Source organism: Paracoccus albicereus, assembly GCF_024359525.1.
Classification (GTDB): domain Bacteria; phylum Pseudomonadota; class Alphaproteobacteria; order Rhodobacterales; family Rhodobacteraceae; genus Paracoccus; species Paracoccus albicereus.
In genome coordinates this window covers 97,995-112,778 of sequence record NZ_JAKZEU010000001.1, presented here as the reverse complement: position 1 = coordinate 112,778, position 14,784 = coordinate 97,995, and the positions used below count along the sequence as shown (strand labels likewise).

At 65.5% G+C, this 14,784-nt stretch carries 14 protein-coding genes and 1 pseudogene; 10 read left to right on the top strand and 5 right to left on the bottom strand.

Going from position 1 to position 14,784, the window contains the following annotated elements:
- Positions 1-47: 47 nt before the first annotated feature.
- Positions 48-530, top strand: a pseudogene (locus MLD63_RS00570) (GNAT family N-acetyltransferase); the annotation flags it as partial.
- Positions 531-639: 109 nt separating this feature from the next.
- Entirely contained in the window at positions 640-1,458 is an 819-nt protein-coding gene (locus MLD63_RS00565) for an EcsC family protein (RefSeq protein WP_255327893.1), read from the top strand.
- Here MLD63_RS00565 and MLD63_RS00560 read toward each other — a convergent pair.
- Entirely contained in the window at positions 1,455-1,823 is a 369-nt protein-coding gene (locus MLD63_RS00560; RefSeq protein ID WP_255327892.1) for a DoxX family protein, read from the bottom strand. The genes MLD63_RS00565 and MLD63_RS00560 overlap by 4 nt on opposite strands.
- Positions 1,816-3,351 carry an ATP-dependent DNA helicase gene (locus MLD63_RS00555; protein ID WP_255327891.1) on the bottom strand — a complete coding sequence of 512 codons (1,536 nt, stop codon included), beginning with the start codon at positions 3,349-3,351 and terminating at the stop codon, positions 1,816-1,818. The genes MLD63_RS00560 and MLD63_RS00555 overlap by 8 nt, the downstream gene beginning before the upstream one ends.
- Before the next feature lie 88 nt (positions 3,352-3,439).
- Here MLD63_RS00555 and MLD63_RS00550 point away from each other — a divergent pair, with 88 nt between their 5' ends.
- The 5 genes from MLD63_RS00550 to MLD63_RS00530 all read left to right on the top strand — a co-directional run bounded on the left by MLD63_RS00550 (position 3,440) and on the right by MLD63_RS00530 (position 7,985).
- Positions 3,440-3,646 (top strand): hypothetical protein, encoded by a 207-nt coding sequence (locus MLD63_RS00550; RefSeq protein WP_255327890.1) that lies wholly within the window; start codon positions 3,440-3,442, stop codon positions 3,644-3,646.
- 91 nt (positions 3,647-3,737) lie between these two features.
- On the top strand, positions 3,738-4,031 hold the full coding sequence (locus MLD63_RS00545) for an FtsB family cell division protein (protein WP_255327889.1): 294 nt from the start codon (positions 3,738-3,740) through the stop codon (positions 4,029-4,031).
- A gap of 101 nt (positions 4,032-4,132) precedes the next feature.
- Complete coding sequence (pdhA, locus tag MLD63_RS00540; protein ID WP_255327888.1) at positions 4,133-5,203, top strand: pyruvate dehydrogenase (acetyl-transferring) E1 component subunit alpha; 1,071 nt, start codon at positions 4,133-4,135, stop codon at positions 5,201-5,203.
- A gap of 16 nt (positions 5,204-5,219) precedes the next feature.
- Positions 5,220-6,611: a pyruvate dehydrogenase complex E1 component subunit beta gene (locus MLD63_RS00535; RefSeq protein ID WP_255327887.1), complete on the top strand. Its 1,392-nt coding sequence runs from the start codon at positions 5,220-5,222 to the stop codon at positions 6,609-6,611.
- 12 nt (positions 6,612-6,623) lie between these two features.
- Positions 6,624-7,985 (top strand): pyruvate dehydrogenase complex dihydrolipoamide acetyltransferase, encoded by a 1,362-nt coding sequence (locus MLD63_RS00530; RefSeq protein ID WP_255327886.1) that lies wholly within the window; start codon positions 6,624-6,626, stop codon positions 7,983-7,985.
- Positions 7,986-8,337: 352 nt separating this feature from the next.
- Here the strand turns inward: MLD63_RS00530 and MLD63_RS00525 are convergent, their stop codons facing one another.
- The 3 genes from MLD63_RS00525 to MLD63_RS00515 all read right to left on the bottom strand — a co-directional run bounded on the left by MLD63_RS00525 (position 8,338) and on the right by MLD63_RS00515 (position 13,556).
- Entirely contained in the window at positions 8,338-11,394 is a 3,057-nt protein-coding gene (locus MLD63_RS00525) for an efflux RND transporter permease subunit (RefSeq protein WP_255327885.1), read from the bottom strand.
- Positions 11,391-12,665 carry an efflux RND transporter periplasmic adaptor subunit gene (locus MLD63_RS00520; RefSeq protein WP_255327884.1) on the bottom strand — a complete coding sequence of 425 codons (1,275 nt, stop codon included), beginning with the start codon at positions 12,663-12,665 and terminating at the stop codon, positions 11,391-11,393. Before MLD63_RS00520 ends, MLD63_RS00525 begins: the two co-directional genes overlap by 4 nt.
- 120 nt (positions 12,666-12,785) lie before the next feature.
- On the bottom strand, positions 12,786-13,556 hold the full coding sequence (locus MLD63_RS00515) for a division plane positioning ATPase MipZ (RefSeq protein WP_255327883.1): 771 nt from the start codon (positions 13,554-13,556) through the stop codon (positions 12,786-12,788).
- Between the two features lie 130 nt (positions 13,557-13,686).
- On the opposite strand from MLD63_RS00515, the gene MLD63_RS00510 reads away from it, so the two are divergent.
- The 3 genes from MLD63_RS00510 (at position 13,687) to MLD63_RS00500 (ending at position 14,776) form a co-directional block, all read left to right on the top strand.
- Positions 13,687-14,154 carry an RrF2 family transcriptional regulator gene (locus tag MLD63_RS00510; protein ID WP_255327881.1) on the top strand — a complete coding sequence of 156 codons (468 nt, stop codon included), beginning with the start codon at positions 13,687-13,689 and terminating at the stop codon, positions 14,152-14,154.
- Between the two features lie 122 nt (positions 14,155-14,276).
- Positions 14,277-14,528 (top strand): hypothetical protein, encoded by a 252-nt coding sequence (locus MLD63_RS00505; RefSeq protein WP_255327880.1) that lies wholly within the window; start codon positions 14,277-14,279, stop codon positions 14,526-14,528.
- A complete protein-coding gene (locus MLD63_RS00500) occupies positions 14,525-14,776 on the top strand; it encodes a hypothetical protein (protein ID WP_255327878.1) in 252 nt (83 codons plus the stop codon). Before MLD63_RS00505 ends, MLD63_RS00500 begins: the two co-directional genes overlap by 4 nt.
- The last annotated feature ends 8 nt before the right edge of the window (positions 14,777-14,784 follow it).

The window sequence follows — 14,784 nt, the reverse complement described above, 5'->3', positions numbered from 1 at the left end:
CCTTGGCGCGCCACCGTGCTAGGACCCGCCCGAAGACGAGAGGCGCGATGTTCGAAATCTGCCCCGAGACCGACGCCGACACCTACGAGGTCGAGGCGCTTTATGACCTGTGCTTCGCGCCGGGCCGTACCGCGCTGTCGTCGTACCGTCTGCGCGACGGCGTGCCGAAGGTGGCGGATCTGTGTCTGGTGCTGCGCGATCAGTACAACACCATGCTGGCTGCGATCCGTTACTGGCCGGTGCGCGTGGGCGAGGCGACGGCCCTGCTGCTGGGGCCGGTCGCGGTCCACCCGACCGCGCAGGGCGAGGGCCTTGGCGGGCTGCTCATGCGCGACAGTCTGACCCGGGCACGAACGCTGGGCTGGTCGCGCGTGATGCTGGTGGGTGACGCGCCCTATTATTCGCGTTTTGGTTTTTCGCGGCTGGATGACGTCGAGATGCCGCCGCCGACCAATCCCGACCGGGTGCTGGGGCTGGAACTGAAACCCGACGCGTGGGTTGGCATCAAGGGTCTCGTCACGCGCGAGGAGGCGGGGCCCGTCCTCGCCGCTCTGGCGGAAATCGCAGAGCTTCCCCATATCGGGAATGCCTGCGTGGAGGTCGATCATCCGCGCGATGCCGCCGAAGGAGAGACGCGACATGGCGACGAACAGCGCGAAGAACCGCCAACTGGTGCTTCCCCCGATCAATGATCCGACGGTCCATGCAGAAATCGGCGCGCTGGCGCGTCGCTATCTGGATGCAGGCGGGCTGGGGATGGAGATCCTGTCGACCATCGGAACCAGCGCCGAGGGACTGATCGCACGCCTGCCCGGCTTCGTTCGCAAGCGGCTGGATCGGATCACGTTGAGCGGGCTGGAACGCGCCTTCGGGGCGGCTGAACGGTCGCGCCGGATCGTGCGGGACCGCGGCGAGTGGTTCAATCGTCTCGCATCCTCGGTCAGCGGCGCGGCTGGCGGCATTGCCGGTCTGCCGGGCGCGGTGGTGGAACTACCCGTGACGATCACCCTTCTGCTGCGCGGCATCCTGGATGTCGCGTCCGAACACGGGCTGGATACGCAATCACCCGAAGTCAGGGCTGAAGCGCTGCGCGTCTTTGCCGCCGCCGGTCCGATGTCGGAGGATGACGGCACTGATCTGGGTCTGTTGGCCGCGCGGCTGTCGGTGACCGGCCAGACCTTGCAGGCCCTGATCGCGCGGGTTGCGCCGCGATTGTCGGTCGTGCTGGGCCAGAAGCTGGCCGCTCAAGCGACGCCGATCTTTGGCGCGGTCGCTGGGGCGTCGATCAATTACACGTTCGCGCGCTATTATCAGGAGCTTGCCCGCGTGCATTTCGGTGTGATGCGGCTCAGCCAGGAAACCGGCGTTCCGCACGAGGCGCTGGTGGAGGCGCTGCGGCTGGAGATCGAACGGGTCGAAAGGCAGCGTCGTGCGCGCCGGTCGGGCATGGACGACTAGCCGCGAAACAGGACCAGACGGCCCGGACCCTGCGCGGCAAGGATCAGCAGGCCGCCTGCGATAGCCCAGTTCTTGACCACGATCGTGACCTGCCAGGGGTCCGCCCGAAGCTGCCAGTGAAACCAGCTTGTGAAGATGCAGTAGGCAGCCAAAACCAGCGCCCAGTTCCGCACGCCCGGTCCGAAGACCAGCGCCAACGCAGCCAGCAGGTTGAAGGCGAGGACAGGCCAGATCAGCCAGGCCGGCAGATCGATGGACCGGATCATCTGGGTCACCGGTCGCGGATCGACCCACTTCTGGGACGCGCCACCCAGGAACAGCAGCGCGATCAGGATGCGGCCGATCAGGTTCAGGACGTCATTCATCGGTGTCGGCCTCCAGTGACAGGGGTGAGGTTGCCGTCGTCAAATCATCGATCCCCAGCGGCGTCGCGGGCCGCGCCAGCCGCGACCGCACCACCCAGAACAGGCGTTCCTGCGCCCGCGTGATCGCGACGTAGGCGAGACGCTTCCAAAGCGCGATCCCTGCCTCGGAACGACCGGAATATTCCGCCGCGGCGATGTCGGGGGCAAATACCTGGACCGAGGGCCATTGCGAGCCCTGAGCCTTGTGGATCGTCACCGCAGCGCCGTGCAAGAAGACCGCCCCCATCCGTGCCGCGTAGGGGATGAAGGGCTCATCCTCCTCCGGCGCCTCGATGCGCACGATCGAGGCGACCGACAGGCGCGGATCCTCGGCTCCGATAACATGCATCCGCGAGAAACCGGGCTTCTTGCCCGCGCCGAGATAGACCACCTGTGCGCCCTTGATCAGGCCGCGTGCCTCCAGATCGATGCGCTTCTTGCGGTGCTTCACCGGCAGTTCGATTCCGTCGCAGACCAGGGGTTCGCCCGGCAGCAGCGCGTCGCCCGGCGCGCCGTGCGCGCTGCGGAAGGCGTGGATCAGGCGAATACGAGTGGCATTGCGCCAGACAAGCACGGGGCTGCGCGCCATCAGGTCGCTTTCCACGCGTTCCGCCCAGACGACGCGCGGGTCCCGGGCGGCGGCCTCGCGGATCATGCTCTCGAAGTCGCGCAGTGTCAGCGCGGGATCAGCCAAGGCATGGGCCAGATCGAGGATCGGGCTGTCGTCGGCCTGGCGGTGAATGCGGTCCAGCATCAGCCGTTGCGGGGCGGCGAGCTTGTCGAAGACCATCTCGCCCGACTGCCCGACAGGGGCGAGCTGCGCCGGATCACCGAAGAGGACGAGCAGCGGAAAGATCTCGCGCAGATCGTCGAACTGGCGTTCATCCAGCATCGAAGCCTCGTCGATCAGCCCGATGTCCAAGCCGTCGTCACGCCGCTTCCAGCCCTTGATGAAGTCCGAACCGCGCAGCCCAGCCGTCGCCAAGGCGCCGGGGATGCTGGCATGCTGGTCGTAGAAGGCCTTGGCGCGGTCCAGCGAGGCGTCGGTCAGCCCTTCGATCACGGGGCGGTCGCCGTTTCCGGCCAGCCACTCGGCGATCTTTTCATATTCCGGATCATAGACCGGCGTGTAGAGGATGCGGTGGATCGTCGTTGCGGGCACGCCGCGCGTGCGCAGCACGAAGGCCGCCTTGTTGGTCGGTGCAAGGATCGCGACGGTGCGGCGGTCCTTGCGGCGCTTGCCCTCGTAGTCGCCGCTTATCACGTCCACGCCCGCCTCGCGCAGGGCGCGGGTCAGTCCGGCCAGCATCATTGTCTTACCGGAGCCGGCCTTGCCGATCACCGCCATGACCCGCGCCTTGCCCGGCTTCGGTGGCGTGATCTCTTCGGCGGCCAAATCGATGCCCGCCGCATCGAACGCTTCGGCCAGGCGGTCCCATGCCTCGGCCTGATCGTCTGACAATGCGGGAAGGGGGGCTGTGGCCTGCATGGCGCGACACTAGCAGCCGCGCCGGGACCCACAAGCATAAGACCAAAGTTTGCGCGACAGGCGAATCGATGCGTGCTAGGCTGAATGCATGATCGAGCTTTTCTTCGTCACATGCCTGCTGTCCGATCCGGCGAAATGCGCCGATCACAGCCTGCTTTTCGAAGAACGCAACGGCCTTTTCACCTGCATGCGCGAAAGTCAGTTCGAACTGGCCCGTTGGATGGAGACACATCCGAAGGAAAAGGTGCGCGAGTGGAAATGCCGCGTCGCCGGATCGGGCGGACGCAAGGCCTGATCCTCCCTTCAGGGATTCCCTCGACAGCGTCGGTGTGGCATGATCGCATCCAACAAGAACCGGCCGGTCAGCGGCCGCTACGGGCAGCATCATGAACCAGCGCTTTTCGCTTTCCTCGGCGATCTTCTTTCTGCTGACCATCGGGCTTGGCCTTTATTTCGCCTTCGCCGCCGTTCAGGGACCGTCCGGCATCCTCCGTCGGGTTCAGGTCGAGGCGGAGACTGATGAGCTTCTGGCCGAGCGTGAGCGGCTGCAGGCCGAGGTCGGAGAGATGCAGAACCTGACCAGGCGCCTGTCCGACGAGTATCTGGATATCGACCTGCTGGACGAGCGTGCGCGCGACGTCCTCGGCCTTGCGCGGCCCGATGAGGTGATCATCCGCTGACACCTTGTCGTGCGCGGTCGTGGCACATTGCACCCGTTGTGGCGATGCGTTACCCATAGTTTAACGCTGAACTATTCCGCCCACGCGTCAGGAGGAATCCGATGGCCAGGAAACCCGCAGCCGCCAAGCAGACATCGCAGGACTCGGAGACCGCTGCGGCGGCTACGCCCAACGTCTCGGCCGATGAACTGAAACAGTATTACCGGGACATGCTGCTGATCCGCCGGTTCGAAGAAAAGGCCGGCCAGCTTTATGGTATGGGTCTCATCGGTGGCTTCTGCCACCTTTATATCGGGCAGGAAGCGGTCGTCGTCGGCCTGGAAGCCGCGGCCGAGGACGGCGACAAGCGCGTCACCTCTTATCGCGACCACGGCCACATGCTGGCCTGCGGCATGGAGGCGCGCGGCGTCATGGCCGAGCTTACCGGCCGTGAAGGCGGTTATTCAAAGGGCAAGGGCGGCAGCATGCACATGTTCAGCCGCGAGAAGCATTTCTACGGCGGCCATGGCATCGTCGCGGCGCAGGTTCCGCTGGGAGCGGGTCTGGCCTTCGCTGACAAGTATCTGGGCAACGATCGCGTGACCTTCACCTATTTCGGTGACGGCGCGGCCAACCAGGGCCAGGTCTATGAGACCTACAACATGGCAGAATTGTGGGACCTGCCGGTGATCTTCGTGATCGAGAACAACCAGTACGCGATGGGAACGTCGGTCAAGCGGTCGACGAAATCGACGAGCTTCTTCGGCCGGGGGGAGGCCTTCGGCATCCCGGGCGAGCAGGTTGATGGCATGGACGTTCTGGCGGTCAAGGCTGCGGGCGAAAAGGCCGTTGCGCACTGCCGCGCTGGCAAGGGTCCCTACATCCTCGAGGTGATGACCTATCGCTACCGTGGTCATTCGATGTCCGACCCCGCCAAGTACCGCACCCGCGAGGAGGTGCAGAAGATGCGCGATGAACGTGACGCGATCGAGCATGTCCGCGAGTTGCTGCTGCAGGGCAGCCACGCGACCGAGGATGAGCTGAAGGCGATCGACAAGGAGATCAAGGACATCGTCAACGATTCCGCCGAGTTCGCCAAGGACAGCCCCGAGCCTGCGCTCGACGAGCTGTGGACCGACATCTACGCCGAAGCCCTGCCGCAAGGCTCGGCTGAAGACCACGCGGACGCCTGAGGGGAGGGCAGCACATATGGCAACCGAAATCCTGATGCCCGCCCTGTCGCCGACCATGGAGGAAGGCACGCTGGCGAAATGGCTGAAGAAGGAAGGCGACGAGGTCAAATCCGGCGACATCATCGCCGAGATCGAGACCGACAAGGCCACGATGGAATTCGAGGCGGTCGATGAAGGCATCCTTGGCAAGATCCTGATCGACGAGGGTACCGAGGGCGTAAAGGTTAACACGCCCATCGCGGTGATGGTCGAGGAAGGCGAAAGCGCCGACGACATCGAGACGAAGTCACCCGAGAGCGAGCCATCCGCCGAGAAAGGCGAGGGCGAAAACAGCAAGGACGAGACCGGCGAAAAGCCCAAGGCGGAAGCCAAGGCGCCCGACGTGCCCAAGCCCGATCGCAGCCCCGACTGGCCCGCGGATGCCAAGCTGAAATCCATGACCGTGCGCGAGGCTTTGCGTGAGGCGATGGAAGAGGAAATGGACCGCGACGAGACGGTCTTCCTGATGGGTGAAGAGGTCGGCGAATACCAAGGCGCCTACAAGATCAGCCAGGGTTTGCTGGACAAGTTCGGCTCGCGCCGCGTGGTGGACACGCCGATCAGCGAATATGGTTTTGCGGGCATCGGCACGGGTGCCGCGCTGGCCGGACTGCGCCCGATCGTCGAGTTCATGACCTTCAACTTCGCGATGCAGGCGATCGACCACATCATCAACTCGGCCGCCAAAACGTTGTACATGTCGGGTGGCCAGATGGGTTGTCCGATCGTGTTCCGCGGACCGAACGGCGCGGCCGCGCGGGTGGGTGCGCAGCACAGCCAGGATTATTCGGCCTGGTATTCCCAGATCCCCGGCCTGCGGGTTGTCATTCCTTACACCGCATCGGATGCAAAGGGCCTGCTGAAGACCGCGATCCGCGATCCGAACCCCGTCATCTTCCTCGAGAACGAGATCCTCTACGGCCGCAGTTTCGACGTGCCGGACATGGAGGATTTCACCATCCCCTTCGGCAAGGCGCGGATCGCGCGCGAAGGGTCGGACGTGACCATCGTCAGCTTCGGCATCGGCATGAGCCACGCGCTGGAGGCCGCCGACAAGCTGGCCGAGGACGGCATCGACGCCGAGGTGATCGACCTGCGCACATTGCGCCCGATGGATACCGCGACTGTCATCGAGTCGGTCAAGAAGACCAACCGCTGCGTGACCGTCGAGGAAGGCTGGCCCGTCGCCAGCATCGGCAGCTACATCAGTTCGGTCCTGATGCAGGAGGCGTTCGACTGGCTGGACGCGCCGGTCATCACCTGCACCGGCAAGGACGTGCCGATGCCCTATGCCGCCAATCTGGAAAAGCTGGCTCTCATCACCCCGGCCGAAGTGGTCGAGGCGGTGAAGAAAGTCACCTACAAGTAAGGGGATCGCGACATGCCGACAGAAATCCTGATGCCCGCGCTCTCCCCCACGATGGAAGAGGGCACGCTGGCCAAGTGGCTGGTCAAGGAAGGCGACGAGGTCAAGTCCGGCGACATCATGGCCGAGATCGAGACCGACAAGGCGACGATGGAATTCGAGGCCGTGGACGAAGGCGTCGTCGGCAAGATCCTGATCGACGAGGGCACGTCGGGCGTCAAAGTGAACACGCCGATTGCCGTGCTTCTGGAAGACGGCGAGAGCGCGGATGATATCGACGCGTCCTCTGGTGTCGGCAGTGCGGTTAAGCCGGACAAGGACGCGGCCAAGCTGGACGAGGAACCGGAGCCTGCCGAGAAGGGCTATGGCAGCCCGATGGGTGCCCCGGTGAAGGGCGAGGGCGAAGGTAAAGCGAAATCCTCTTCCGGCGAGAAGACCGAAGAGAAGGGCGAGCGTATCTTCGCATCGCCGCTGGCACGGCGGATCGCCGCGGACAAGGGCCTTGATCTGGCTGCCTTAAAGGGCTCTGGCCCGAACGGTCGCATCGTCAAGGCGGACGTCGAAAACGCCAAGCCGGGCGAGGCACCGAAGGCGGAGGCCGCGAAGGAACAGCCCGCTGCGGCAGCGCCGGCAGCGGCTGCGCCGGCCGGGCCGTCGGCGGATGCGGTCGCGAAAATGTATGCTGACCGCGAGACCGAGGTGGTGGAACTGGACGGGATGCGCCGGACCATCGCGAAGCGGCTGGGTGAGGCCAAGCAGACGATCCCGCATTTCTATCTGCGGCGTTCGGCGAAGCTCGATGCGTTGATGGAATTCCGCGGCACGCTGAACAAGCAGCTGGAAGCGCGCGGCGTGAAGCTGTCGGTCAATGATTTCATCATCAAGGCCTGCGCGCTGGCGTTGCAGGAGGTGCCGGACGCGAACGCGGTCTGGGCGGGCGACCGGATCATCAAGCTGAAACCGTCTGACGTCGCGGTGGCCGTCGCGGTCGAGGGCGGGCTGTTCACGCCGGTGCTGCGCGACGCGGATGCCAAGACGCTGTCGAAGCTGTCGACCGAGATGAAGGATCTGGCAAATCGCGCCAAAAACAAGAAGTTGGCGCCGCAGGAATATCAGGGCGGCAGCTTCGCGATCAGCAACCTGGGGATGTTTGGGGTCGAGAATTTCGACGCCGTCATCAACCCGCCGCATGGGGCGATCCTGGCCGTCGGAGCGGGGATCAAGACGCCGGTCGTCGAGGGCGACGAGGTGGTCATCCGCACGATGATGTCGATGACGCTGTCGGTCGATCACCGTGTCATCGACGGCGCGCTGGGGGCGCAATTGCTTGAAGCGATCGTCAAGCATCTGGAGAATCCGATGGGGATGCTGGCCTGAGCCAGCCGCACGTCGGGATGGTTTCAGGGGCGCTTCGGCGCCCCTGTTTCGTTAACGGTCCTTGACGGCAACGGCAGCGCACGGTGGGGCGCAACAGCGCAACACTTGTCGCCCGATTTCGGCCAGCAATTGCTGGGTTTGACGCAGCACAACCCGTACACCGCCCGTACACAGGCTGTACACAACCTGTACACAGGCTGCGGACGTGCGGTTCAGGAAGCGTTAAGAGATCCCGGCTGGCGCCGGGATGCCTCCGGCGGGGATATTTGACTGAAGAAGAAGGGGTTAGGCGACCGCGGCACCCGCTGACGGTGTTGCGCCGCTTTGTGGCGCCCAAGGGCTGCCAAGGCCCTTACTCCGCCGGGACTTCCCGGGCGCTGTTCAGGCCGATGCGACGGGCGAGCCTGCCGAAGACGCGACGCTGCCCGCCGTGGATCACAGAGAAGAGCGATGGCACGAACAGCAGCGACAAAACCGTCGAGAGGAGCAGGCCGCCGATCACCGCGATGGCCATGGGCGAGCGGAACTCGCCGCCTGCGGCGATGCCAAGCGCCGAGGGGACCATGCCTGCGCTCATCGCGATCGTGGTCATCACGATGGGCCGGGCGCGTTTGTGCGCGGCGTCCAGGATCGCCTCGCGCTTGGGTGTGCCTTCCTCCATCGAGGTCAGCGCGAATTCGACCAGCATGATCGCGTTCTTGGTCACGATCCCCATCAGCATCAGGAAGCCGATGACCACCGCCATGCTGATCGACTTGCCGGTCAGGAAGAGCGCCAGGATGGCCCCGCCGATGGCCAGGGGCAGCGACAACAGGATCGCGATCGGGGTGATGAAGTTGTGGAACAGCAGGACCAGCACGACGTAGACCAGCATGATCCCGGCGGCCATGGCGGTGCCGAAGGCCCCGAAGACCTCGCCCATGATTTCGGCGTCGCCGGACGGCTGAATCGTGGTGCCGGGCGGCATGTCCACCTGCGCCTGCAATTCCTGCACCTGCGCGTTGACCGGACCCAGAAGGGCGCCGTCGGCGAGGTTGGCGGAGACCGTGGTGCGATATTGCCGGTCGTAACGACTGATTTCGGTCGCGCCCGAGGCGAGGCGCACGTCGGCCACCGCATAGAGCGGCACCTGCCCGGCGGAGGAGGGCACCCGCAGGTTCTGCACCGTCATCAGGTCCTGACGCGCGGATTCGCGCAGTCGCACCACGATGGGCAGTTGTTCGTCGCCGGTGTTGAACTTGGCGAGGTTCGATTCGGTGTCGCCCAGGGTCGCCACGCGGAGGGTCGAGGCGAGCGCGCTGGCGGTCACGCCAAGCTGGGTCGCGATGTCGCCCTTGGGGTGGATCTGGATTTCCGGCCGCTGAAGGTTCGCGGAGGAGGTGACACTCTCCAGCGTATCCAGACCGGACATCGCCGCCATCAGGCGCTCAGCCGCCTGTGCGGTCGCATCCTCATCATCGCCGAGGACCGAGATGGTCAGATCGTTTTGCCCCGCCTCGTTCTGGAAATTGATGCGCATGTCGGGCGTGCCGGCCAAACGGGCCTTCAGCTCATCCTCAAGCTCGAACTGGGTACGGTCGCGGTCGGCGCGGTCGCCGTAGTTGATCATCAGCCGCGCCTTGCTGACCTTGGACGAGCCGCCCTCGACGAAGACCGTGCGAACCTCTGGCGTCTCGGCGATGCGGTGGCTGAGCGCACGGGCCGCATCTTCGGTTTCGGAGAGGGGGGAGCCGGGCGGCAGCTCGATCTCGACCTGGCTGCGGCCGACATCCTGGGCGGGGATGAATTCGGTCGGCAACAGCGTCGCCGAATAGATCGAGCCCGCGAAGATGCCCAACCCTGCCAGCAGCGTCAGGCCGCGATGGCGTAGCGTCCAGCGCAGCACCGACATCAGCCCGCGCATCAGGAAGCCATCCTTCGGTTCGGCGATGCCCTTTGCGTCGCGCAGAAGGTAGGCGGCCATCATCGGCGTGATGATCCGCGCGACCAGAAGCGAGAACAGGACCGAGACCGCGACGGTCAGTCCGAACTGCTTGAAATACTGCCCGGCAATGCCGCCCATGAAGCTGACCGGGGCGAAGACCGCGACGATGGAGAAGCTGATCGCGATGACCGTCAGGCCGATCTCGTTCGCGGCCTCTTCGCTCGCCTCGTAGGCGGGCAGGCCCATGTGGATGTGTCGGACGATGTTCTCGATCTCGACGATGGCATCATCGACGAGGATCCCGGTGACCAGCGTGATCCCCAGAAGGGAGATGCCGTTCAGCGTGAAGCCCAGCCATTGCATCACGAAGAAGGTGGGGATGATGGACAGCGGCAGCGCGACGGCGGCGATCAGCGTCGCGCGCCAGTTACGCAGGAACAGGAACACCACGATCACCGCCAGGGCCGCGCCTTCGTAAAGCGTTTCCATCGCGGAATGGTAGCTGTCGGCGGTGTAGGTGGTGGAATCGTCGATCAGCGTGATCCGGGTGTCGGGATAGCGGGCGGCGATCTCTGCCAGCTTATCCTTGGTGCCGTCGCCTGCGCCCAGATCGGACTTGCCCGAGGCGCGATAGACGCCGAAGGCCACGACCGGCTGGCCGTCCATCAGCGCGAAGCTGCGTTCCTCGGACGCGCCGTCGATCACCTCGCCCAGTTGATCCAGCCGGATCGTGCGGCCGTTCGCGATGGCGATGGGTGTCGCTGCCAGTTGCGCGACGCTGTCCGCGGCGCCGAGCGTGCGGATCGAGTATTCCGTGCCCGACAGATCGCCGCGCCCGCCGCCCAGATCGATGTTCTTGGCGCGAAGCTGCTGCGAGATCTCGGCGGCGGTCAGGCCGTGGGCCAGCAGGCGGTCGGGATCAAGCTCGACCTTGATCTCGCGGTCGGCACCACCGATGCGGCCGATCTTGCCGACGCCGTCCACGTTCGACAATTCGCGCCCGATCACGTCGTCGGTGAATTTCGACACTTCCTCGATCGTGCGGGTCGGGTCGCTGACCGCGTAGGTCAGGATCGGAAAGCCCTCGATATCGATGCGGGTGACGATGGGCTCGCTGATGCTTTCGGGCAGGTCCGAGCGGACATTGGCGACTGCATCCTTGACGTCGTTGACCGCGCGGTCGGTATCGGTTTCCAGCTCGAATTCGACGGTGATGTTCGCGGCGCTGTCGCTGGCGGTGGCGCTGATATGGCGAACCCCGGTGATCGAGGAAATGGAATCCTCGATCGGCTGGATGACCTGCGTGGTCAGTTCCGTCGGCGCGGCACCGGGCTGGGCCACGGTGACGCTGACGATGGGCAGGTCGATGTTGGGCATCGCCGTGACCGGCAGGCGCTGAAAGCTGAACAGGCCGACGACCAGCAGGACCAGAAAGATCGCGATGGGCGGAACGGGATGCCGGATCGACCAGGTGGACAGGTTCATGGCTGGCGCGAGGCGGTGGTGGCCGGCGCCTCTGCCGCGTCGGCGGCGCCGATGGGCGTGCGGTCGGGCTGGGGCGTTGTGCTGGCGGTGGGGCTGGGCGCGTCGGTCGGCTGAGCCGGCTCGGCAGGGCGGATCGGGGTGATCTGATCGCCGGTGCGGAAGAAGGCGCCCGAGCGGGCGATGACGGTCTCGCCCTCGGCCAGACCCTCTGCGATCTCGCGCCGCCCGTCCCACAAGAGGCCGGCCCTGACCGGGCGCACCTCGACCATGCCGGCATCGCCCACGACGCGGACGGTTTCGCCTTCGGCATCGGCGAGGATCGCGGCCGAGGGAATGGTGACCGCATCGCGGACTGCGGTGGTGATCCAGCCGCTGGCGAAGAGACCGGTGCGCAGGCGCGGATCGGAAGTGAGCGAGATCCTGACCAGGCCCAGTCGGGTGACGGGATCGACGCTGGCCGGGACCAGGCGCACCTTGCCCTCGATCGCGCCGACACCGGCGACCTGGACGCGAGCGGGTAGCCCCGGTTCCAGCGATTGCAGGGCGGTTTCGATGACTTCGGCGGAGACTTCGATATCGCCGCCGGCGACGATGGTGAACAGAGGTTCGGCGCCGGGCGCGGCGATGGCGCCAAGCCGGGCGTTGCGGTCGACGATCAGGCCCGCGACCGGCGCCTTGATGCGCGTGTGCTCAAGGTTCAGCGCGGCGATGCTGCGTGCGGCATCGGCCTGGGCCAGCGCCGCTTCGGCGACGGCAAGACCGTCTGATGCAGAGGCGGCTTGGGCCTGGGCATTCGCCTCAGCCGCGACGGCCTGATCCAGGGCCGCCTGCGAGGCGTTGCCGCTGTCGCGCAGCCGCTGCGCGCGGTCCAGCGCGGTGACGGCCTGCGTGCGCGCGGCCTCGGCGCTGGCGATCTGGCTGCGGGCCTGCCCGACGCCGGCCTGCGCCCGCTGATATTCGGCCTCGGCCTGTTTCAGCTGTGCGGCGAGCGTGCTGTCGGAGACGCGGGCGAGAAGCTGGCCAGCCGTCACCTGATCGCCCGCTTCGACCAGCAGTTCGGTGATCTCGAAGCCGGAGACCTGGGGAAAGACCTGCACTTCCTGCCGGGCGACGAGCGTGCCAGAGACCGGCACCTCGGCCCTGACCTCGGCGATTTGCGCAGAAGCGACCGTAACGGAAGGAGCGGCGGCGGGCGATGCGGCGACATCGTCCTGGGCAAGCGAAGGCTGTGCCAGAAGCGTAAGGGCAAGCGCGGCCAGAAGAGATCGCATCGGGTCGGGACCACCTGTCGTCGGAACGTCGGCGTGACCAAGATAGGCAACAGCCGGCCTTGCAACAATCGCCCGGCCCGCCATTTGACTGGATCGCACGCGACTGTGCCGCAGAGTTTATCAGAAATCGACGCTGACGCCGGGTAAACCAAGCTCGGCCACGAGATCACGCAGCTCCTGACGCGCGGCAATGTTCGACATCGAGAGGTTCTGCGTGCCGATGTCGCGCAGATCCAGCAGGGTCAGCCCCCGCGGGAACAGTTCGCGGAAGATGACCCGTTCCGAAAAGCCGGGCGCGACGCGAAACCCGATGCGCTTGGACAGCGCGGTCAGCGCAGTTCCGACCTTGCGCTTGTTGTGCATCTGCTGCGTCCCGAGCCGGTTGCGCAGCACCAGCCAGTCGATCGGGCCTGCCCCCGCCTCGGCCCGCATCTGGCGTGCGGCCCAGACCATCTCGGCATAGATCGAGGGACCTAGCACCTTCCCTTCGGGCGACATCCGGGCCAGCAGATCGAAGTCGATGAAGCTGTCGTTCATCGGCGTGACCAGCGTATCCGCAAGCGTATGCGCGATCTGGCTGAGCCGCGTGTGCGAGCCGGGACAGTCGAGCAGGATGAAGTCGCAATCGGGCTCCAAAGCCTCCATCGCGGGCGACAGCGGGTCGGAGCCTTCGCCCAGCGTGCCGAGGATCGGCGTCGGCAGGTCCAGTCCCTTGCGCTTGAGATAGGCCATCCGGTTTTCCAGGTAGCGCCCGAAACTGCGCTGGCGCACGTCCAGATCCAGCGCGCCGACGCGGTGGCCCATCCGCGCCAGCGCGGTTGCGACATGCATCGAGGTGGTGGACTTGCCCGAACCGCCCTTTTCGTTCCCGACGACGATGATATGCGCCAAACCTGTCCGCGCCCCCGTTGCGATCCGGCGCGACCCTAGCGGCGAGGCCGGCGATTGAAAAGGCGGCGGGATGAAAAGCGCAGGTTGTTCCGTGCGTTGTGCGGCGCCGCGACCCGGTCTAGGATTGGACATGATCACGCAAAAGATGAAATACGCGCTGAAGGCGCTGATCGTGCTGGCCGATGAGCGGGCCGACACCGATACCGCCCTGCAGATCGAAGAGATCGCACGGCGATCGGGCGCGCCGAAGCGGTTTCTGGAACATATCATGCTGAGCCTGCGCAATGCGGGTGTGGTCACCTCGATCCGGGGGCGGCGTGGCGGCTATCGGCTGGCCCGCGATCCGCGCCAGATTCCGCTGGAAGGGTTGTTGCGCCAGATCGACGGTCCGATCGCGCCGCTGCCTTGCCTGTCGCGCACGGCCTATCAGCGCTGTGAGGACTGCACGGACGAGGCGAGCTGCCGCCTTCGCCGCACCTTCGCCGGTGTGTTCTGGTCCTACCTGCTGCTTCTCGAATCGCTGACGCTGGCCGACCTGGTCGGCGACGGCGCGCCGCTGCCGCTCGATTCCATCCCCGAAGTTCAAGCAAGCGACTGACGCGCAAGGCTTAAATACACGATCTCATCGCTAGATATTTTCGTTGATAATCACGACCGCTTGTGTCGTAATTAACACGTCAGGGGACGACCCGACGCGTCTGACGGGAAAAGGAGATCGTCATGACCATGCTGAACCATCTGGGCGAGTTCGCGCAGAGCGCGAGAGCTGCTTGGATGCCGGTGACCCCTTGCTATGCGGTGCGGCTGATCGACCGAGCGACGGGCATGGCGCATTGCATCGCCGACATTCCGCTGGTGATCTATAGCCGCGATCCACAACAGGCCGCCGCCGAGCTGCTGCGCAATCGCGACCCGGAACGGTGGATGACGCATATCGAGCCGGTTCGGAAAGTCCGGTCGGTGCGATCATGAACGTGCTGACCATGACAGGGCTGGGCGCGACGCTGCAGCCGTTGACGGATGGCGGGATGCTGCCGGATCTGGGCTTCGCCACGATCACCGTCGGAAGCCGCGGAACGGCGCAGGGTCAGGTTCTGCGCCATCATCGTGACGGGCGCGTCACCGTGGACGCGGGCGGTGCGCAGGTGACGGGTCATCCGATCGGCGGCACGCCGCCGCGCGGCTGGTGGGGGCGGATCGGGTCGCCACCGATCATCTGAAAGACATG